The organism is Mesorhizobium sp. P2_B11 (assembly GCF_056404855.1).
This window is the reverse complement of sequence record NZ_JBFUDF010000006.1, coordinates 554,662-574,593: the sequence shown is the minus strand read 5'-3', so window position 1 is coordinate 574,593 and position 19,932 is coordinate 554,662. Positions and strand designations below refer to the sequence as shown.

At 62.9% G+C, this 19,932-nt stretch carries 17 protein-coding genes; 7 read left to right on the top strand and 10 right to left on the bottom strand.

The annotated features are described in order from the left end of the window. Positions 1-35 precede the first annotated feature (35 nt). The 3 genes from rnd to AC1DYJ_RS22295 form a co-directional block, all read right to left on the bottom strand. Positions 36-1,187: a ribonuclease D gene (rnd, locus tag AC1DYJ_RS22305; protein WP_477288875.1), complete on the bottom strand. Its 1,152-nt coding sequence runs from the start codon at positions 1,185-1,187 to the stop codon at positions 36-38. A gap of 75 nt (positions 1,188-1,262) precedes the next feature. Continuing rightward, positions 1,263-2,507: an MFS transporter gene (locus AC1DYJ_RS22300; RefSeq protein ID WP_477288877.1), complete on the bottom strand. Its 1,245-nt coding sequence runs from the start codon at positions 2,505-2,507 to the stop codon at positions 1,263-1,265. Between the two features lie 144 nt (positions 2,508-2,651). After that, complete coding sequence (locus AC1DYJ_RS22295) at positions 2,652-3,860, bottom strand: MFS transporter (protein WP_477288879.1); 1,209 nt, start codon at positions 3,858-3,860, stop codon at positions 2,652-2,654. Positions 3,861-3,972: 112 nt separating this feature from the next. Between AC1DYJ_RS22295 and AC1DYJ_RS22290 the strand changes: the two genes are divergently transcribed. Together AC1DYJ_RS22290 and aspS are read left to right on the top strand one after the other, a co-directional pair. Then, positions 3,973-4,731, top strand: coding sequence for a DeoR/GlpR family DNA-binding transcription regulator (locus AC1DYJ_RS22290; RefSeq protein WP_477288881.1), 759 nt, complete (start codon positions 3,973-3,975; stop codon positions 4,729-4,731). 130 nt (positions 4,732-4,861) lie between these two features. Further along, on the top strand, positions 4,862-6,652 hold the full coding sequence (gene aspS / locus AC1DYJ_RS22285; RefSeq protein WP_477288987.1) for an aspartate--tRNA ligase: 1,791 nt from the start codon (positions 4,862-4,864) through the stop codon (positions 6,650-6,652). Between the two features lie 116 nt (positions 6,653-6,768). Here aspS and AC1DYJ_RS22280 read toward each other — a convergent pair whose 3' ends face one another. Further along, the gene (locus AC1DYJ_RS22280; RefSeq protein WP_477288883.1) at positions 6,769-7,959 is read right to left on the bottom strand and encodes a hypothetical protein; all 1,191 of its coding nucleotides are present in this window, start codon (positions 7,957-7,959) and stop codon (positions 6,769-6,771) included. Positions 7,960-8,361: 402 nt separating this feature from the next. Here AC1DYJ_RS22280 and parC point away from each other — a divergent pair, with 402 nt between their 5' ends. Continuing rightward, a complete protein-coding gene (gene parC / locus AC1DYJ_RS22275) occupies positions 8,362-10,614 on the top strand; it encodes a DNA topoisomerase IV subunit A (RefSeq protein ID WP_477288885.1) in 2,253 nt (750 codons plus the stop codon). Between the two features lie 244 nt (positions 10,615-10,858). Further along, positions 10,859-12,073 (top strand): AI-2E family transporter, encoded by a 1,215-nt coding sequence (locus tag AC1DYJ_RS22270; protein ID WP_477288887.1) that lies wholly within the window; start codon positions 10,859-10,861, stop codon positions 12,071-12,073. On the opposite strand, the gene AC1DYJ_RS22265 is transcribed toward AC1DYJ_RS22270, so the two are convergent. The 4 genes from AC1DYJ_RS22265 to AC1DYJ_RS22250 form a co-directional block, all read right to left on the bottom strand. Continuing rightward, the gene (locus AC1DYJ_RS22265; RefSeq protein WP_477426252.1) at positions 12,061-12,957 is read right to left on the bottom strand and encodes a DMT family transporter; all 897 of its coding nucleotides are present in this window, start codon (positions 12,955-12,957) and stop codon (positions 12,061-12,063) included. The genes AC1DYJ_RS22270 and AC1DYJ_RS22265 overlap by 13 nt on opposite strands. A gap of 125 nt (positions 12,958-13,082) precedes the next feature. Further along, positions 13,083-13,847: an arginyltransferase gene (locus AC1DYJ_RS22260; protein ID WP_192253163.1), complete on the bottom strand. Its 765-nt coding sequence runs from the start codon at positions 13,845-13,847 to the stop codon at positions 13,083-13,085. 139 nt (positions 13,848-13,986) lie between these two features. Next, entirely contained in the window at positions 13,987-14,457 is a 471-nt protein-coding gene (locus AC1DYJ_RS22255; RefSeq protein WP_477288891.1) for an RDD family protein, read from the bottom strand. Positions 14,458-14,566: 109 nt separating this feature from the next. After that, positions 14,567-15,259 (bottom strand): methyltransferase family protein, encoded by a 693-nt coding sequence (locus AC1DYJ_RS22250; protein WP_477288893.1) that lies wholly within the window; start codon positions 15,257-15,259, stop codon positions 14,567-14,569. A 202-nt stretch (positions 15,260-15,461) separates the two neighbouring features. On the opposite strand from AC1DYJ_RS22250, the gene sthA reads away from it, so the two are divergent. The 3 genes from sthA (at position 15,462) to AC1DYJ_RS22235 (ending at position 18,736) form a co-directional block, all read left to right on the top strand. Continuing rightward, positions 15,462-16,850, top strand: coding sequence for a Si-specific NAD(P)(+) transhydrogenase (gene sthA / locus AC1DYJ_RS22245; protein WP_477288895.1), 1,389 nt, complete (start codon positions 15,462-15,464; stop codon positions 16,848-16,850). 236 nt (positions 16,851-17,086) lie between these two features. Further along, on the top strand, positions 17,087-17,728 hold the full coding sequence (locus tag AC1DYJ_RS22240) for a DUF47 family protein (RefSeq protein WP_477288897.1): 642 nt from the start codon (positions 17,087-17,089) through the stop codon (positions 17,726-17,728). A 3-nt stretch (positions 17,729-17,731) separates the two neighbouring features. Continuing rightward, positions 17,732-18,736, top strand: coding sequence for an inorganic phosphate transporter (locus AC1DYJ_RS22235; protein WP_477288899.1), 1,005 nt, complete (start codon positions 17,732-17,734; stop codon positions 18,734-18,736). 71 nt (positions 18,737-18,807) lie between these two features. Here the strand turns inward: AC1DYJ_RS22235 and AC1DYJ_RS22230 are convergent, their stop codons facing one another. Next, positions 18,808-18,987, bottom strand: coding sequence for a hypothetical protein (locus AC1DYJ_RS22230; RefSeq protein ID WP_477288901.1), 180 nt, complete (start codon positions 18,985-18,987; stop codon positions 18,808-18,810). A 236-nt stretch (positions 18,988-19,223) separates the two neighbouring features. Continuing rightward, positions 19,224-19,874, bottom strand: a complete 651-nt coding sequence (locus tag AC1DYJ_RS22225) for an alpha/beta hydrolase (RefSeq protein WP_477426250.1) — start codon at positions 19,872-19,874, stop codon at positions 19,224-19,226. Positions 19,875-19,932 lie beyond the last annotated feature (58 nt).

Genomic DNA, 19,932 nt, shown 5'->3' with positions numbered 1-19,932 from the left:
TCCACCTTCTCCCACAGGGGGAGAAGGAAAAGATTCTATAAGTCGAACACCGCGATCTTGCGCTTGTCGAACTTGATGCCGATTTCGCCGCGTACCAGCTTCAGCGCGGCCTCGCCGAACACGGCGCGCCGCCATCCCTGCAACGCCGGCACGTCGGCGGCTTCGCCTTCGGCGGCGATACGGTCGATGTCGTCACTGGACGCCAGCACTTTCGAGGCGACGCCTTCCTTCTCGGCGACAATCCGCAACAGCACTTTCAAAAGCTCCGCAGCCGCGTTCGAACCCTCGGGCGGCTGAAAGCTCTTGGGCAGCTTCGGCATCTCTTCCCGGGGCAGAGCGAGCGCCGTGTTGACCGCGCCGAGCAAGGCGGTTGCCGTCGATGAACGTTCCCAGCCTTTCGGCGTGGTGCGCAGCTTGGCCAACGCGGCCGCATCGCGCGGCGCCTGCTGGGCAACCTCGTATATGGCGTCATCCTTGAGCACGCGGCCACGCGGCACATCGCGCTCACGCGCCTCGCGCTCGCGCCATGCCGCCACCGTCTGCACGATCGCCAGCTCCTGCGGCTTGCGCAGCCGCATCTTCAGCCGCTTCCAGGCGTCTTCGGGGTGCGGATCGTAGGTCTCGCGCGAAGTCAGCACCTCCATTTCCTCGTTCAGCCAATGGGCGCGGTTTTCCCGCTCCAGCTCGGCGCTGAGGTGCTTGTAGACGTCGATCAGATGGGTGACGTCGGCTAGCGCATAGTCGAGTTGCTTGTCGGACAATGGCCGGTGGCGCCAGTCGGTGAAACGCGAGGATTTGTCGAGCCGGGCGCCGGTGATGCGCTGCACCAGCTGATCGTAGGAGACGCTGTCGCCAAAGCCGCAGACCATGGCCGCGACCTGGGTGTCGAAGACGGGATGCGGGACCAGATCGCCGAGATGGACAATGATTTCGATGTCCTGCCGTGCGGCGTGAAAAACCTTGACCACCGCTTCATTGGCCATCAGCCGGAAGAACGGGGCGAGGTTGATATCGGGCGCCAGCGGATCGATCAGCGCGGTGACGCCGGGCGCCGCCATCTGGATCAGGCACAGGATCGGCCAGAACGTCGTTTCGCGGATGAATTCGGTGTCGACGGTGACGAAATCCGACTTTTCAAAAGCGGCGAGAACGGACTCGAGCTCATTTTGGGTGGTGATGACGTGCATCAAATCGCTTTTTAGTAACGGGTAAGGTTCTCTTTCAATTTCAGCCGTGGGCGCTTTCGTCAAGCCGCCCTTCGGTCAAGTATCCGTCGATCCGTCGGAATCGCCATTCCTGCGCGCCAGCCGCGCGAATACAGTCGATGTGCGCAGCAGCGCCGTGAAGCGGCTGCGCTTGCCCGCCGGCACGCCGCCGCGCACCTGCATGCGGTAGAGAATGACGGCGATGAGGATGGCATAGACCGCAGCACTGAAGACAAACAGGGCGCCCGGTCCGAAATACTGCATCACGGTCGAGGCCGCGAAGGGGCCGCCAATGGCGCCGAAAGAATAGAACAGCATCAAGGCGGCATTGATCAGCACGAACTCGCCCTTGTCGGCGCGGTCGTTGGAATGCGCCGCCGAAAGCGAATAGAGCGGCATGGCGAAGCTGCCGAAGATGAAGACGATGATCAGGTTGAGGGTCGGGTTGGCGCCGGCGATGAAGGCCAGCGCCAGCGCCGCCAGCAGGGCGCCGCATGTGGTTGCCAACAGCACCGCGCGCCGGTCCCAGCGGTCGGAGAGATAGCCGAGCGGATACTGGATAAGGGCACCGCCAAAAATGCCGACACTGACGAAGGTGACGACATCGGCGACCGACATGCCGATCTGTTCGGCATAGACCGGCGACAGGGTGCGGAAGGCGCTGTTGGTGACGCCGACGCAGATGCAGCCGAAGCAGCCGAGCGGCGAGATTCGCCAGACGCGGGCGAGGTCGAGCTTGACGTCTTCCGGTGGCGTCGGGTTGGAGCGGTCGCCGAGCGACACCGGCACCAGCGACAGCGTGATCATCATCGACATGATGGCGAAGATGGCAAAGCCGCCGGGGCCGAAGATCGGGATCAGGAACTGCGCGCCGGTCACCGAGCCGATATCGACCATGCGGTAGATGGCCAGCACCCGCGCGCGATCCTTGTTTTCGACGCCGGAATTCAGCCAGGCTTCCATGACGGTGAACAGGCCGGCAAAGCAGAAGCCGCCGGCAAAACGGATGGCGCACCACATCACGGGATCGATGACCAGCACCAAAAGCAGCGTGCCGGCCGAGGCGGTGGCCGCGAGCGCCGAAAACGTCCTGACATGGCCGACCGCCTTGAGGATGCGGGTGACGGCGAGGCAGCCGAGCAGGAACCCGGCGAAATAGAACGTGCCCATCAGGCCGATGTCCGAGGCCGAAAACCCTTCCTGCGCGCCGCGCAAGGCAATCAGTGTGCCTTGCAGCCCGTTACCGCCAAGCAGGATGCCGGCGGCGATGAGGAGCGGGATCAGCGGGCGGATGGAGGACATGCGGAACCGATGTTTAGGTGGCTCCACAGTTCTGAACCATCGCTGCGGCCATTGCCAGCTTCATATCCGACCGCAAACAGTGTGTAGGCGTCAGATCGCGGCTGTTGTCCAGCCGCCCGCGTCGGGAGGCCGGTCGACCGCCGCTCAGGCTTCGTGGGCCCTTGCCAAAGCTTCGCCCGCCGACGCGGCAGGGTTGGTTGGGGCGGCCTTTCGGCCAAGCGAGCCGGCGGTCAGCAGGCTGAGGATGATGAACGGGATGCCGATGCCGAAGGCCGAGCGGATGCCCCAATGGTCGGAGACGAAGCCAAGCAGCGGCGGGCCGAGCAGGAACGCGACGAAGGARATCTGCGACAGCGCTGCGACGTTGATTGCCGCCGAGCGGTCCGTCCGCTGAGCAGCCGCCGAGATCGCCAACGGAAAGAGCGCGCTGCTGCCGATGCCCAGGAGGGCAAAGCCCAGCATCGACACCAGCGGGGCAGGCGAGAAGAAGACGAGCAGCACACCCACCGCCATCGTCACGATCAGCACCCGCGCCACGCCGGTCGGCGAGTGGCGCTCGACAAAGCTGTCGGCAAAGAAGCGCGTGCTCGCTTGCGAGAAGGCAAACAGCGCCACCGTGAAGCCGGCGACGAACGGGCCTGCATCGAACACGGTGCGCATGTAGATTGCCGACCAGTCGATGCTGGCGCCCTCCATCAGCATCGCCGACAGTGTCACCGCGACGAGGACGAGGATCGGCAGTGTCGGCCGCGCCAGCCTCGGCGCCGCCTCTTCATCGCCGGCAAAGCGGCCCGGCGCCGGTTCGTAGCCGCCGAGAAACAGCGCCATTGCTATCGCCACGATCGGCACGACGATCGCCAGGTGCAGTTGCGGCGATATGCCGAGATGCGCAAGGGCGGCTCCGAACAGGCCAGCGCCGAAAAAGCCTATGCTCCAGAACGAATGCGCCCGGTTCATGATCCGGCGCTTGAGCAGGAATTCGGTCCTGTCGGCCTCGACATTGAGGATGATCTCGACGCTGCCGATCATCAGGCCGACTGGAATCAGCATCAGGAACAAAGCAAGCGGCCCAGGCGCATGCACCGCAAGGGCATAGGCTACCGACAAAAGCGGAACCAACCCGAGCAAGGCGCGGCGGAAGCCGACGCGCTCCAGCATCGGCGCCGCCAGCGTCAGCGCGGTCAAGGTGCCGATCGGCGTCCCGATCAGGCTGAGCCCAAGCGTGCCGTCCTCGATGCCCATGGCATGCTTGATGTCGGGCAGCCGTGGAAAGATGTTGCCCATGCCGAACGAGTAGATCGCGAACCCGGCATAGACCCGGTGTTGCGGAGCGAGGCGGAGGCCGAAGGTCATGGCAATGCTTTCGAGGCAAGAGAGCCGGCGGCTGGCGCCGATTGATGGGATCGTATCTTGCATAAACGTGCAAATCATGCAAGAACGTGCATGAAGAAAACAGGATCATGCAATGCTGACCGATGAGCGGCACCAAATCATTCGCGACCGCCTTGCCGTCGAGGGAAGGGTGCTCGCTGGCGAGCTGGCGAGCCGCTTCGGCGTTTCCGAAGACACGGTTCGCCGCGACCTCCGGGAGCTGGCGAAGGCCGGGCAATGCCGCCGCGTCTATGGCGGCGCGGTCGCGGCCGCACCCTTCGCCGCCACGCCGGTCGGCCTGCGCGCCGGCCATGCGGTCGAAGAGAAGACGCGGCTCGCCCGCGCCACCGTGGCGTTGCTTTCGCGCGGACAGACCCTGTTCATCGACAGCGGCTCGACCAATGCCGCGATCGCCAGGGCCATCCCGCGCGACCTCGATCTGACCGTCGCCACCAATTCGCTCGAAGTTGCCACGGTGCTGTCAGAGCACGCTTTGATTGAGCTGATTGTGCTGGGCGGCCGGTTCGACCGCCATCTCGGCGCCTGCGTCGGCGCTGACACGCTTGCCGCCGTCGCCCAGCTCGGCGCGGACCTGTTTATTCTCGGCTCCTGCGGCCTCGACGCCTCGCGCGGCGTGACGGCCTTCGATTCGGCGGAGGCCGAGGTGAAGCGGGCCATGGCCAAGAACAGCGCAGGCATCGTCATCGCCGTCACCAATGACAAGCTGGCCACCGCCGCACCCTACCGGGTCGCCAGGCCCGAGGCGATCCGCCACCTTGTGGTCGAAAAGACCGCGCCGGCGGCGATCCTCGCCGACTTCGAACGCCAGGGCGCCGAAATCCACTTTGCCTGAACAGCAGGCCTGCGCTCGATCGCCCGGCTTGCCTTGACAAATCCGGCCTCCCATGCGCTTTTCGCGCAAATTTTGGACCGGGCCTTGATGCTCGGGCCACAACCCAGCACCCCGGACTTTTGACATGACCATGCATCGTTACCGCAGCCACACCTGTGCCCAGTTGAGAAAGAGCGATGTCGGCTCTTCCGTCCGCCTGTCGGGTTGGGTGCATCGCGTGCGCGACCATGGCGGCCTGCTGTTCATCGATCTGCGCGACCATTACGGCCTGACCCAGATCGTCGCCGATCCGGATTCGCCGGCCTTCAAGGTCGCCGAGACGGTGCGTGGCGAATGGGTGATCCGCGTCGACGGCGAGGTCAAGGCGCGCTTGCCGGACACCACAAATGCCAACCTGCCGACCGGCGAGATCGAGATCTTTGCCCGCGAGATCGAAGTGCTGTCGGCAGCCAAGGAATTGCCGCTGCCGGTGTTCGGCGAGCCGGATTATCCCGAAGACATCCGCCTGAAATATCGCTTCCTCGACCTGCGCCGCGAGACGCTGCACAGGAACATCGTGGCGCGCACGAAAATCATCGCCGAGATGCGCAAGCGTATGGGCGAGGTCGGTTTCACCGAATTCTCGACGCCGATCCTGACGGCCTCTTCGCCAGAAGGCGCGCGCGACTTCCTGGTGCCCTCGCGCATCCATCCCGGCACCTTCTACGCGCTGCCGCAGGCGCCGCAGCAGTACAAGCAGCTGATCATGGTCTCCGGCTTCGACCGCTATTTCCAGATCGCGCCCTGCTTCCGCGACGAGGATCCGCGCGCCGACCGTCTGCCCGGCGAATTCTACCAGCTCGACCTCGAAATGAGCTTCGTCGAGCAGGACGACGTTCTGTCGACCATGGAACCGGTGATGCGCGGGGTCTTCGAGACGTTTGCCAACGGCAAGCCGGTGACCCAGAAATTCCAGCGCATCCCCTATGACGTCGCGATGCGCAAATACGGTTCCGACAAGCCGGACCTGCGCAACCCGATCGAGATGCAGGCCGTCTCCGAGCATTTCCGCGAGTCCGGCTTCAAGGTCTTCGCCAACATCCTGGCCAATGATCCGAAGGCCGAAGTGTGGGGCATTCCGGCCAAGACCGGCGGCAGCCGCGCCTTCTGCGATCGGATGAATTCCTGGGCGCAGGGCGAGGGCCAGCCCGGCCTGGGCTACATCTTCTGGCGCAAGGAGGGCGACAAGCTTGAAGGCGCCGGTCCGCTGGCCAAGAACATTGGCGAGGAGCGCACCGAGGCGATCCGCCAGCAGCTTGGCCTTGCCGATGGCGACGCCGCCTTCTTCGTCGCCGGCGACCCGAAGAAATTCGTCACCTTCGCTGGTGCTGCGCGCACGCGCGCCGGCGAGGAGCTGAACCTTGTCGACCGCGAGCGCTTCGAGCTGTGCTGGATCGTCGACTTCCCGTTCTTCGAATGGAACGAGGAGGAGAAGAAGATCGACTTCGCCCACAACCCGTTCTCGATGCCGCAGGGCGGTATCGAGGCGCTCGGTGGCGATGATCTGCTCGGCATCAAGGCCTTCCAGTACGACATGGTCTGCAACGGCTTCGAGATCGCCTCAGGCGGTATCCGCAACCATTTGCCCGAGACCATGGTCAAGGCGTTCGAGACGGTCGGGCTGGATCGCGCCACGGTCGAGGAGCGGTTTGGCGGCCTCTACCGCGCCTTCCAGTATGGCGCACCGCCGCATGGCGGTATGGCGGCTGGCGTCGATCGCGTCGTCATGCTGCTGGTCGGCGCCAAGAACCTGCGCGAGATCACCATGTTCCCGATGAACCAGCAGGCCTACGATCTGTTGATGAACGCGCCTTCGGAAGCCACGCCGCAGCAGCTGCGCGAGCTGTCGCTGCGTGTCGCGGCGGTGAAGAAGGACGCCTGATCGCCAAGTTCCGGCAGTCCTTTAAATAACTGCCGGAACCGATTCTTCCGGATAGATAATCCAACAAAAAAGCCCGGCATCGCTGCCGGGCTTTTGCTTTTCGAGCTTTCGCCCGATCAGTCTTCGTTGGCCTTGACGTGGACGCCGAGCGTCTTCGGCAGGTCGAGCGGGTTGGACATAGCGCCCGCCATGATCAGCGCGAACGGCACCGCTGCCGGCGGCTCTGCCGAAATCTCGAGGCTCTTCGGATCGTCGAGGTATTTGCCCACCGCTGCCGTCACTTCGGCCGTCAGTTCGGGATTGTTGAGCTGCGCCATGCCGAACGGCACGATCGCCTTGGCCTGGTTGGCGATGTCCTTGCCCGACATGCCCTGCTGCTTGCCGACATACTCGAGCACCTTGCCGGTCAGCGAATCGTCGTCGAAGCGGACCGAGGCGCTGTTGAAGGAAAGCTGCTGCAACAGGCCGAGCATGGCCATGCCTTGCGCCGAATTGTCGGCGCCTTCGGGCTGCGCCGCCAGCTTCTTCTGCATCTCCTGCATCGACTTGACGAAGTCGACCGTGTAGCCGCCGAGGCCGAAGGTCATGCCGAGCGTGCCGGCATTCTCGACCGAGATGTCGTATTTCGACAGGTCCATCTTGCCGTCGCTCGGCTGCCAGGTGCCGCCGATGTCGATGTTGCCCGAGATGTTCTGGTAGCCGAGGGCGTTGATGGCTTCCTTGGACTTCGGATCGTCGACCAGGGTCAGATCGGCATTGAACTTTTCCGTGGTGGCGGAAAATTCCATCGCCTTGCCATCGGCCGGCGGCGTGATCTGGACAGCAAGGCCGTCCATCGAGAAGGCGGTCTTGTCGGCAACCTTGACCGTCAGGTTTTCCAGTTCGGCCGACTTGTACATCATCATCGAGCCGAGCGGGCCCGTGGCGCCTTCGGCCGGGATGTTGGCGTCATGGATGACGAACGGGGTGAGGTTGAGCGTGACGCCGTCCTTGCTGTGCTCGAACGCGGACGTCGAGATGGTTGCGATATCGAAGCCGCCATTGGCTTCGGTCACGCCTTCAAGCTTGACGTCGCCGATCGGCAGCGCTTCCTTTTCGGCCGCCGGTTTAACCGACACGCCCTGCAGCACCATGCTGGAATTGTCGCCGGTAACCCCGGTCCAGGTGATATCGACGCCCTGGACGGCAAGTGCGGCCTTCAGCCGGTCGGCAACCGCAGCGTCCTGCGCAAAGGCGGCATTCAGCGGCAGGGTCAGCAAGAAGGTCGAAAAAGCGAGTTTCTTGAGTGTCGAGCGTTGGATTGTCATCGCGAGTTCCCTGAGAGAGTCCTGAAAAAGTGTTTTCTTGAGTTCTGCGTCATCACCATTCCGTGACGAACTGGACGGGAAAATGGCACTTTCCCCCAGATTTGTCGAAAATCACGGCGAAAGGCAAATCGGAGCGGGAGCCTTCGCTCGATGCGGTGAATATGTCATGAAGGTCGGGCTCCCCTGCGTACCGTCTCCTGCCTTAGAGAGGGCGTGTAACAGATTGATGTTGGTTGGCAACAGCACTGCTACCGGTGCTGTTGCACAGGGACGGCAAGTTGGAACATGAAATCTATCACACGGTGCGATGGACTGATCACCTTTTCCAGCCAAGACCGCGCAAATTGCGGATACTGACACCGGCGCCTTGCCGCGAATCACCCGCTCGGCTAGTCCAGCCGCATGGGAAAAAGGCTTTTGCCGCCTGAAGATGGCGGCGGTGACCACATCGAACCGGTCGATCTGAAGAAGGCGCTGGAAGAGCGCTATCTCGCCTATGCGCTGTCGACCATCATGCACCGGGCTCTGCCGGATGTGCGCGACGGGCTGAAGCCCGTGCATCGCCGTATCATGCATGCCATGCGGCTGCTCAGGCTCAACCCCGACCAGGGCTTTGCCAAATGCGCCCGCATCGTCGGCGATGTGATGGGCAAGTTCCATCCGCACGGCGACCAGTCGATCTACGACGCGCTGGTGCGCCTGGCGCAGGACTTTTCCATGCGCTATCCGCTGGTCGACGGCCAGGGCAATTTCGGCAATATCGACGGCGATAACGCCGCCGCCATGCGCTACACCGAGGCGCGCATGACCGAGGTGGCGAGCGATTTGCTTGCCGGCATCACCGAGGATGCCGTCGATTTTCGGCCGACCTACAATGAGGAGGACGAGGAGCCCGTGGTGCTCCCCGGCGCCTTCCCGAATCTGCTCGCCAACGGCTCGTCGGGCATTGCGGTTGGCATGGCAACCTCGATCCCGCCGCACAACGCCGCCGAGCTTTGCAACGCAGCGCTGCAATTGATCGAGCAACCGGACACGCCGGTGGCAAAGTTGATGGAGTTTGTCCAGGGACCGGATTTCCCGACCGGCGGCATCATCGTCGACAGCCGCGCTTCCATCCTGGAGGCCTATGAGACCGGCCGCGGCGGTTTTCGCGTGCGCGCCAAATGGGGCCAGGAGGATCAGGGCAGGGGTACCTGGAGCATCGTCGTCACCGAAATCCCTTACGGCATCCAGAAGGCCAGGCTGATCGAAAAGATCGCCGAGCTTTTGATCGCGCGCAAATTGCCGCTGCTCGAGGATGTCAGGGACGAAAGCGCCGAGGACGTCCGCATTGTGCTGGTGCCGAAGAGCCGTACCGTCGATCCCGGCATCCTGATGGAATCGCTGTTCAAGCTGACCGAGCTCGAAAGCCGCTTTCCCCTCAACATGAATGTGCTGTCGCGCGGCAAGGTGCCCAACGTCCTTTCGCTGAAGGGCGTGCTGAAGGAGTGGCTCGACCATCGCCGCGATGTGCTGATCCGCCGCTCGAAGCATCGGCTTGGCGAGATCGAGAAGCGGCTGGAAATCCTTGCCGGTTACCTGATCGCCTATCTCAACATCGACGAGGTCATCAGGATCATCCGCGAGGAGGATGAGCCCAAGCAGGTGATGATGGCCCGCTGGTCGCTCACCGACACCCAGGCCGAAGCGATCCTCAACATGCGGCTGCGCGCCTTGCGCAAGCTGGAAGAGTTCGAAATCCGCAAGGAGTTCGACGGTCTCAGCACAGAGAAGAAGCAGATCGAGGCATTGCTCGCATCCGACGCCAAGCAATGGTCGACGATCAAATGGGAAGTCACCCAGGTTCGCGACAAGTTCGGCCCCGAGACCGAGCTCGGCAAGCGACGCACCCAGTTCGCCGACGCGCCGGAACATGATTTGACCGACATTGCGCACGCCATGATCGAGCGCGAGCCGGTCACCGTGGTGGTCTCGGAGAAGGGGTGGCTCAGGGCCATGAAAGGCCATCTGGCCGACCATTCCACGCTCACCTTCAAGGAAGGCGACAGCCTCAAGCTTGCCTTCCATGCCCAGACCACCGACAAGATCCTCGTCTTCACCACCGGCGGCAAGTTCTACACCATCGGCGCCGACCGGCTGCCGGGCGGCCGTGGCCATGGCGAGCCGATCCGCATCATCGTCGACATGGACAACGACCAGGACATTGTCACCGCTTTCGTCCACGACCCGAAGCGCAAGCTGCTGCTGGTCTCCTACGATGCCAACGGTTTTGTCGTGCCGGAGGAGGAGGTCGTCGCCAACACCCGCAAGGGCAAGCAGGTGATGAACGTCAAGGCGCCCGACGAGGCCAAGGCCTGCGTCCCGGTTTCCGGCGATCACCTCGCCATTGTCGGCGAAAACCGCAAGATGCTGGTGTTTGCGCTCTCCGAAATCCCCGAAATGGGCCGTGGCAAGGGCGTTCGCTTGCAGAAATACAAGGATGGCGGTCTGCTCGACCTGAAACCCTTCACGCTGGAGAGCGGCCTGTCGTGGCAGGATTCGGCCGAACGCACCTTTGTCAGGTCGCGCGAGGAGCTGGTCGAGTGGGTCGGTGCAAGAGCGTCGGCAGGGCGGATGGTGCCGAAGGGTTTCCCGCGGACGGGGAAGTTTGGGTAGCGCTTCTTCCTTCTCCCCTTGTGGGAGAAGGTGTCGCCGAAGGCGACGGATGAGGGGTGTTCCAGGGAACGCCAGCGCCTCACTCCGCTGGAGCACCCCTCATCCGTCTCGGCGCTGTCGCGCCGATCCACCTTCTCCCACAAGGGGAGAAGGAAGGGGCGTTGCATCACCATTTGGACTATCGTCACGATTGCGGCACTATAACAGTGCATAAGGCTGCGGTAGGCCGGGGAGAATCGACCGTTTGAAGGAAGCGAAGATCCAGAAGCCGGAGCGTCACCAGCGCCTTTTCGGCCTGTCGACGCCGTTGAGGGCCGCCGTCATCCCGCCGCTGTCGGCGGCGCGCTGGCTGTTGGTGCTGATCGTCGCCGCCGGCGTCTACTTCTTCCACGGCTTCCTGTTTCCGGTGCTGGCAGCGCTCGTCATTGCCTTCGCCAGCTGGCCGCTCTACCGCCGGCTGCTTGCCGGCGTCGGCGGCAACCGCACCATCGCCGCGACCCTTGCCATCCTGTTCATCCTCACCTTCTTGGTCGTGCCGATAGCGCTGGCCGGCACCTATGCCATCAACGAAGTCCGCGAGTGGGTCGGCTGGGCGATCGAGACCAACCGGCACGGCGCGGCCACCCCGCACTGGATCGCCACACTGCCTGTTGTCGGCGAGTGGCTGAACGAACAGTGGGTCGACAATTTCGGCCATCCCGGCGGCATTGGCGAGCTCATCCAGCTGGTCAGCGGCGCCAATATCGGCAGCATCTATCGCGGCGTGCTGGCGGCCGGCGGCAGTGCCTTCGGCCTGTTGCTGACGCTGCTGTTCATGATGATCGCGCTGTTCTTCGCCTATCGCGACGGCGAGCATTTTGCCGGCCAGATCGACCGTCTCGGCGAACGCATCCTGCCGACGCGCTGGGAGCGGATTTCGCGCGTCGTGCCGGCGACCATCTCGTCCACTGTCACCGGCATGACCGTGATCGCCATCGGCGAGGGGCTGGTGCTGGGCATCGCCTACTGGCTGGCCGGCGTGCCGTCACCGGTGACGCTCGGTGCGCTCACCGGCGTGATGGCGCTCATTCCCGGCGGCGCGCCGCTGTCCTTTACCCTGGTGTCAATCTACCTCGCCGCCAGCGGCTCGCCGATGGCGGGACTGGCGCTGTTCATCTGGGGCGCGGTGGAACTCTTCATCGTCGACAAAACCTTGCGCCCGAAACTGGTCGGCGGGCCGATCAAATTGCCCTTCCTGCCGACCTTTTTCGGCCTGATCGGCGGCGTCAAGACCATGGGCTTTCTCGGCCTGTTCATCGGCCCCGTGCTGATGGCGCTCTTGGTCGCGATCTGGCGCGAATGGCTGCGCGAGGTGGAACTGGCCGAGGAAATCGTCCCCGACCCCGTGGCCGAGCTCGAAGGCGGGCCGCCGCAGATCGAGATAATCGCCGGCCCGGCGAAGAAAAGTCAGGCCGGGTAGGCAACGGCGAGCGCCGCACGGCGCTTGCGTCCTTCTTGCAACTGCCACAGCGAATGCGCGACCAGCGTGACGATCAGGATCGCGCCGCCGATCAGGCTGTTGCGTGACGGCGTCTCGGCAAAGATCATCCAGATCCAGACTGGCGCCAGCACGGTTTCAAGCAGATAAAACATCGCCACCTCCGGGCCCGAAATGTATTTCGGCCCGTTGGCGAGGCAGAAGAACGAGATCGGCATGATGACGGCGCCGTTGAAGATGATCCACCAGGGCGCCTCGACCTGAAAGCCGGTCCTGGAGACCATGAACACCGCCAGCACCAACGGCAAGATGACGCCAATCAGCGCGGTAAAGCCCATATCCTTGCCGCTGGCGCGCGAGATGGTGATGGCGCAGGCGACGCAGAGCGACGAGCACAAGGCCATGATGTCGCCGAACAGATAGCCGTTGCCGATGGAGTCGCCGACGATGATGGCGATCCCGATGATCATCAATGCCAGCGCCGCCAGCGTCAGCGGCCGTGGCCGCTCCTTCAGGAACAGCCAGGACAGCAGCGCCGAGAACATGGTGGTGAAGGCAAGGATGAAGACGAGGTCGGCGGTCGAGGTGTTGTAGACGGCGGTGATGAAGGCGATCGAGCCGAGCCCGTAGAGCGTTGCCACCGCCAGCCCCAGCCGCCCCGGAACGAGCTGTGGCGCCTTGTTGCTCAAAGAGCGCCACACCGCCCAGATGAGAAGCCCGGCAATGAGGGTGCAGCCGGCGCGCAGCAACAGGATCGTCCATGGCTCGCCATGGGCGAGCCGGATCAGCGGAATATCGACGGTCAGCGTCATACCGCCAAGCGCGGTGAGCAGAAGTCCTTTGGTGTGAGCATCGTGGGATGACATGCAAGCTGCTTTCGCAATGAATTCGATGGCCGGCCCGGCGCGATCGCACACTCTCCGCCAACAGGCGGAAAGACCAGCATCATCTCAGTTGAAAATGTTTAGGCCCAGACTCGGGGAAAGAGCAGTTAGCGCGTGACCGCTTCGTGGTCGTAGCGTTCCCAGCCCTTCGGGCCGAGATGCTCCTGCGGCATGAAACGCATCTTATAGTTCATCTTGCGCGAGCCGTTGACCCAGTAGCCGAGATAGACATGGGGCAGGCCCATGGCCCTGGCGCGGGCGATATGGTCGAGGATCATGAAGGTGCCGAGGGAACGGTCCTCGAACTCGGGATTGAAGTAGGAATAAACCATCGACAGGCCATCGGCCATCTTGTCGGTCAGCGCCACGGCGATCAGTTCGCCTTGGCCCTTGCCGGTGATGAACGTGTCGGGGCCGCGGCGCCGGTATTCGATGACCTTGGTGTCGACATGGGTGTCCTCGACCATCATGGCGTAGTCGAGCACCGTCATGTCGGACATGCCGCCGCGGCGGTGGCGAGCGTCGAGATAACCGCGGAACAGCGAATACTGCTCGGTCGACGGCTGCGCGTCATGCATGGCGCCGATGAGATCGGAATTGCGCTGGATCACCCGCTTCATGTTGCGGCTGGCGGTGAATTCCTGCGCCAGGATGCGCACGGAGACGCAGGCGCGGCAGGTCTCGCAGGCCGGCCGGTAGGCGATGTTCTGCGAGCGCCGGAAGCCGCCTTGCGTCAGCAGGTCGTTCATCTCCGGAGCCTTGTCGCCGACAAGATGCGTAAACACCTTGCGTTCGAACTGGCCCTCAAGATACGGGCACGGCGATGGCGCGGTCAGAAAGAACTGCGGCGACTGGGTCGGATGCTGCGTCATCGAACCTTGGGAACACTCCTGCGAATCGCTCTACCTTTGGCTCGGCTGGCGAAAAATTCAACAGGATTGTGAAGGCGGAGCTGAACGGACGCCTTCACATTTGCGCACAAATGCCTTTTGGGATCGGTTAAGCGCCGGTTCAACGGTCGCTGCGGCTGACAACCGTGCCAAGCAGCAGGTCGTGCAGCGTGCGCTTGCGATCGGAAAACAGCGTCACCAGGAGAACAAGCGGCGTCAGGATGACGGTGCTCGCCCAGAACAGCACCGAATGGACAACGGCGGTGAGCCCGTCGATACGGCTGCCATCGAGGCGATCGAGGCGAATGCCCATCATCTTCATGCCTGAAGTGGCCTGGTTGCGACCGCCCAGCGTGTTCCAGATGTAGAGAATGGCGACCGCCGGTATGAGGATGGAATACAGCGCCCAGCCAAGACCGAATGTCAAAAGCCCAAGCACTGCCACCAGGATCGCGAACGGAATGGTAAGCAGCGCCACGATGCAATAGTCGATGATGAAGGCGAGGATGCGCCGCGTGCGCACACCGTCATAGGCCCTGACGTCGTCGAGCCTGCTGGTGATGATTTCGCCGTCAAGTACGCGCGCGTTCATGTCCTGTCCTCGCCATGGCATCCCGATGGGAAATGCCCGTCGCCCTTTCAAATGGTGAGGGCAACGGCGAATTCAAGAAACGGAAACGTCGGCGTCCGGTGCAACACCCCTAGAAGATGCCGGGAAACAGACGGTAGCGAACCCTTCCCATATACTCGCGATATTCCTCCGTCCTTGCCAGGATAGCTTCCTCCCGCAGGATGCGGTGGATCTGGAAGAGCGTGATGATGGCATAGACGGTGAAGTTATAGATCGAGAAGCTCGACAGCAGGAACAGAATGTGCCCGATAAGATAGCCGGCGTAGATTGGATGCCGAACGACCCGGTAGGCGCCGCCGGTCACCACGCCGCGATTGGCAGGCAGGATGGCGAAGGAGCGGCCAAGCGAAATCTTGCCCCAGATCACGATCCAAAGCCCAATGAACTGGATCGGCGCCGCGATATAGAGCGGGATGAGGGGAACGCCGGCCTCCATCGAGATGAAGCCGGCGCCGAAGCCGGCTGTCAGGGCGATGAAGACGGTGAAGGGGTTCCAGTCGCGCACCAACGGTCGCCTCGCCGTCAGCAACCAGATGAAAGTCAACGAGTCCGAGATCATCAGCAGCAACACGTTGAGACGCGCCGGATCGACGACCAGATGGGTCACGCCGCGATAGACAAAGAGCGAGGCGACGGCCAGGGCAATGAAACGGAACAGCCCCTCACGCAGATCGATGAGGGTATCGCGGCTGCGCAGACTGGACCACAGACCCGCCCCTGCGCCAGGCAGCGTCTCACTCTTGAAAATGCTCAAATCACTCACCCCGATGGTCCCCTCGAGAGTGACCATTGCACGCAAGCCCTTGCTGTTGGGTTAAGCTTTCCTGGGCACTTGTCACATTACGCCGGAAGAATCGTCACAGTTGGGCCGAACCGCACGAGTTAGCGGTCTGGGCAGTTGAACATGACACTCTTCCCAGTTTAGCTTGCTGCGGCGCAACAAGACGCCGAGGGGACGGGGTTACATGGATTACGACATGCTGGTCATCGGCAGCGGCCCTTCCGGCCGCCGCGCCGCGGTGCAATCGGCCAAGCTCGGCAAATCGGTGCTGGTGGTCGACAGGGGCCGGCGCCTCGGCGGCGTTTCGGTGCACACCGGTACCATCCCGTCGAAGACGCTGCGCGAAACGGTGCTCAACCTCTCCGGCTGGCGCGAGCGCGGCTTTTACGGCCGCGGTTATCGGGTCAAGCAGGACATTTCGATCGGCGATCTGGTCGATCGCCTGCACAAGACGCTCGACCATGAGGTCGAGGTGCTGCAGCACCAGTTCATGCGCAATGCGGTGAAAAGCGCGCGCGCCACGGCGAAATTCCTTGGCCCCAACAAGATCGCCCTTACGGCCGACAATGGTGACTACTCCGAGGTCGGCTTCGCCAATGCGCTGATTGCGGTCGGCACCAGGCCGCACCGGCCGCGCGACGTGCCGTTCGACAAGGTCCGCGTCTTCGACAGCGACGAGATGCTGGAACTCGACCGTCTGCCGCGCACGCTGACAGTGATCGGTGCCGGCGTCATCGGCGTCGAATATGCCACCATCTTTTCTGCCCTCGACGTGCCGGTGACGCTGGTCGAGCCGCGCAACACCATCCTCGATTTCGTCGACCGCGAGATCGTCGACGACTTCATCCACCAGATGCGCGACCGCGGCATGACCATCCGTCTCGGCAGCACGGTCAAGGAAATCGTCTCAAAACCCGACTATGCCGAAGTGACGCTTGCCGATGGCCGCACCATCCGCTCCGAGGTCGTGCTCTATGCCGCCGGACGCAGCGGCAATCTCGGCAGCCTCGGCCTCGATGTGGTCGGCATCGAGGCCGACTCCAGGGGCCGCATCAAGGTCGATCCGCAGACGTTCCAGACCGCCGTGCCCAACATCTATGCGACCGGCGATGTCATCGGCTTTCCCAGCCTTGCCTCGACCTCGATGGAGCAGGGCCGCGTGGCCGCCTGCCACGCTTTCGGCGTGCAGTTGCCGCCGCCGCCCGAAACCTTTCCCTATGGCATTTACGCGGTGCCGGAAATCTCGACGGTCGGCCAGTCGGAGGAACAGGTGCGCGAGAGCGGCGCTGCCTATGAGGTCGGCGTGGCGCGTTTTCGCGAGACGTCGCGCGGCCACATTATGGGCGTCAACACCGGCTTCCTGAAGCTGCTGTTCTCGGTCGAGACGCGCCGTCTGCTCGGCGCCCACATCGTCGGCGAGGGCGCGACCGAACTGATCCATATCGGCCAGGCGGTGATCAATCTCGGCGGCACGGTCGACTTCTTCGTCAACAACACCTTCAACTATCCGACGCTGGCCGAAGCCTACAAGATCGCCGGGCTCGATGCCTGGAACCGGATGGGGCAGGGGTAGGGAGCCTCTGCTTAACCTGCCATCTGGGCGAGCAGCGCGGCATGACGTCGGACGAAGGCATCGGCAGCACGGCCTCGATTTCGGCCTGGCGCACGCCGCCGTTCGCCGCACCGGCTCGAGCCGTCCCGCATCTGCGATCCCCCGCATCCACATCTTTCAGCCGGCTTACTGTTTTCAGTGGCTCGTTGCGGCGTTATGTGAGTTGATGGGGTGGACGGGCGCGACGGGAGATCGAGATGCTGGGCTGGTTCCGCAAGCTGCTGCCGCGCGAAGATCGCTTCTTCGATCTGTTTGAACGGCATTCCCGTTCCGTAGTCGGCGGCGCCGAGGCGCTGGAGCAGCTTCTCCAGGGCAAGGATATCGAGCGCTGGTGCCAGGAAATCATCGACCTTGAGGACGAGGCCGATCACATCACGGCCGAAGTCCTGCTGGCGGTGCGACGCTCCTTCATCACGCCCTTCGATCGCGGCGACATCAAGGATCTTATTCAGTCGATGGATGATGCCATCGACATGATGCACAAGACCGTCAAGACGGTGAAGCTGTTCGAAAAGAAGGAATTCGACCCGCTGATGCAGGAAATGGGTGGCGTCATCGTTGCCGCCGCCAAGCTGGTTGCCGAAGCGATCCCGCTGCTCAGCAAAGTCGGCACGCACACGGTGCGCCTCAACGCCATCGCCGAAGAGGTCATGCGCGTCGAAAGCAGGGCCGACGATCTGCACGAGCAGGGGCTGAAGGATCTGTTCAAGCGGCATGGCCGCAGCGATCCGATGGCCTACCTGATCGGCTCAGAGATTTATGGCCAGCTGGAAAAGGTGGTCGATCGTTTCGAGGACGTCGCCAACGAGATCAGCGGCATCGTCATCGAGAACGTTTAGGCAATGGAAGCCACCATCGCCTTTCCCGTGCTGGCCGGCCTGGTCGCTGTCGCGCTGTTCTTCGATTTTCTCAATGGCCTGCATGACGCCGCCAACTCCATTGCCACCATCGTCTCCACCCGCGTGCTGAGGCCTCAATATGCGGTGCTATGGGCGGCTTTCTTCAATTTCATCGCCTTCATGTTCTTCGGTCTCCATGTCGCCGAGACCGTGGGAAAAGGCATAGTCGACGTCACCATTGTCACGCCGGCTGTGATCTTTTCAGCGCTCGTCGGCGCCATTGTCTGGAACATCGTCACCTGGATAGCCGGCATCCCGTCGAGCAGCTCGCACGCGCTGATCGGCGGATTGGTTGGCGCGGGTATTGCGAAGGCCGGCGTCGGCGCCATCGTCTGGACTGGGCTTGGCAAGACGATCGCCGCAATCGTCCTGTCACCGGCGACCGGCTTTGTCCTCGCGCTGGTCCTGGTTCTGGTCGTCTCGTGGCTGTTCGTTCGCCAGACGCCGTTCGGCGTCGACAGCACCTTCCGAGTCCTGCAGTTCTTTTCCGCCTCGCTCTATTCGCTCGGCCACGGCGGCAATGATGCGCAGAAGACCATGGGCATCATCGCGGTGTTGCTCTACTCGCAAGGCATGCTCGGCGAAAAATTCTACGTGCCGCTTTGGGTCGTCCTCACCTGCCAGTCGGCGCTGGCGCTAGGCACCTTGTTCGGCGGGTGGCGGATCGTTCACACAATGGGCTCGAAAATCACACGGCTGAACCCGATGCAGGGCTTCTGCGCCGAGACCGGCGGCGCCATCACCCTGTTCGCGGCCACCTGGCTCGGCGTCCCCGTTTCGACCACCCACACGATCACCGGGGCTATCATCGGTGTCGGCGCTGCGCGTCGCGTCTCGGCCGTGCGCTGGGGCATTGCCGGCAACATCGTCATCGCCTGGATCGTCACCTTGCCAGCCACGGCGGCGATTTCGGCGCTCACCTATTTGGTTACGCGCCTGGGCGGCTGACGCGGAGCGGGCGCTGAACGAAGCCGGAGCCCGGCAAGCGCGGCCCTACAAAAAGACGCCCGCCTAAGCAGCTATCTCGACTTGTCCTTGCGCACTATCGAGAGCTTCGGCCCGTGAGCTTCCCGGATTATCTTCGCGGCTTCGTGAATGGTGATCCCGCACTTGCGGGCATAGTAGGCGGCTTCCGCAGCAAGTTCGCCCTCTACTGCCGCTTCAACGGCATGCTTAGCCCTAAGCTTCTTCTTCCCCATGTGCCGAATCATAGCACATTACGGACCTCGGCTGAACGACCGGTTCTAAGGGTAGTTAAATTTCAGACTGAGACACTACCCGTCCACCGCGCTTTTTGCACAGGCAGTGACCGGCGGGCTCTGGGCTTAGTTAGCCTAGATCGCGGCGCGGTCGCGAACGTCGATAGCTCTCTCAATCCTGGCCACTTTCGGAGGGATGGCCACGATTGCCGGCACGACCCGCTAGTGATGATTTGCTATGCAGCAATCGGTTCCGCAAGCCATTGCCTGACGATCGCAGCGTCTGGCTCGCCGATATCGTGACCGGACGCCACGATGCGGGCGTCGACCTCGGCGCCGCGTTGGGCAAGCAGCGTCACCAGCGCCGGCGCAAACGGTCCGTAGGTCTCGTCGGCAGCGCCGGCGACAATCAGGGCTCGCGTTCCGCTGAGGTCGGTTGACGGCATATCGTCAAGCACCGGCATCGCTCTCAGCAGCGCCGCCTTTCGCACGAGGCCCCGGTGGAGCAGCATCAGGCTGGACACCAGATTGGCGCCGTTGGAATAGCCGAGGAATGTCGCCTGGGCGAGATCAAGCCGGTGGCGCCTTGCGGCCTCGCTTGCAAACGCGGCGAAGGCGGATGTCTCTGCGCGGATGCTTGCCTGCTCGAAGCGGGTCGGGGTGATCCGCTCGAACCAGCGGAAGCCGTATTCCTGGGGGAGGCGGCCACGCACCGCGACCAGCGTGGCGTCGGGTGCGATCTGCTTCGCAATCGGCAGCATCGTCGTTTCGTCGACACCCGATCCGTGCAGCAGAAACAGGCATTCGCCATTTGCCGGCTTGAGGAAACGGTAAGGGAAGGCCAGATCCTGGTGCAGAACACCATGCTTTTCGGTATATTCGGGCACGCTCATATCTCTTTGATTTCGTAGAAATATTGGTCATTTGCCGGCTTCAAAACGGAAT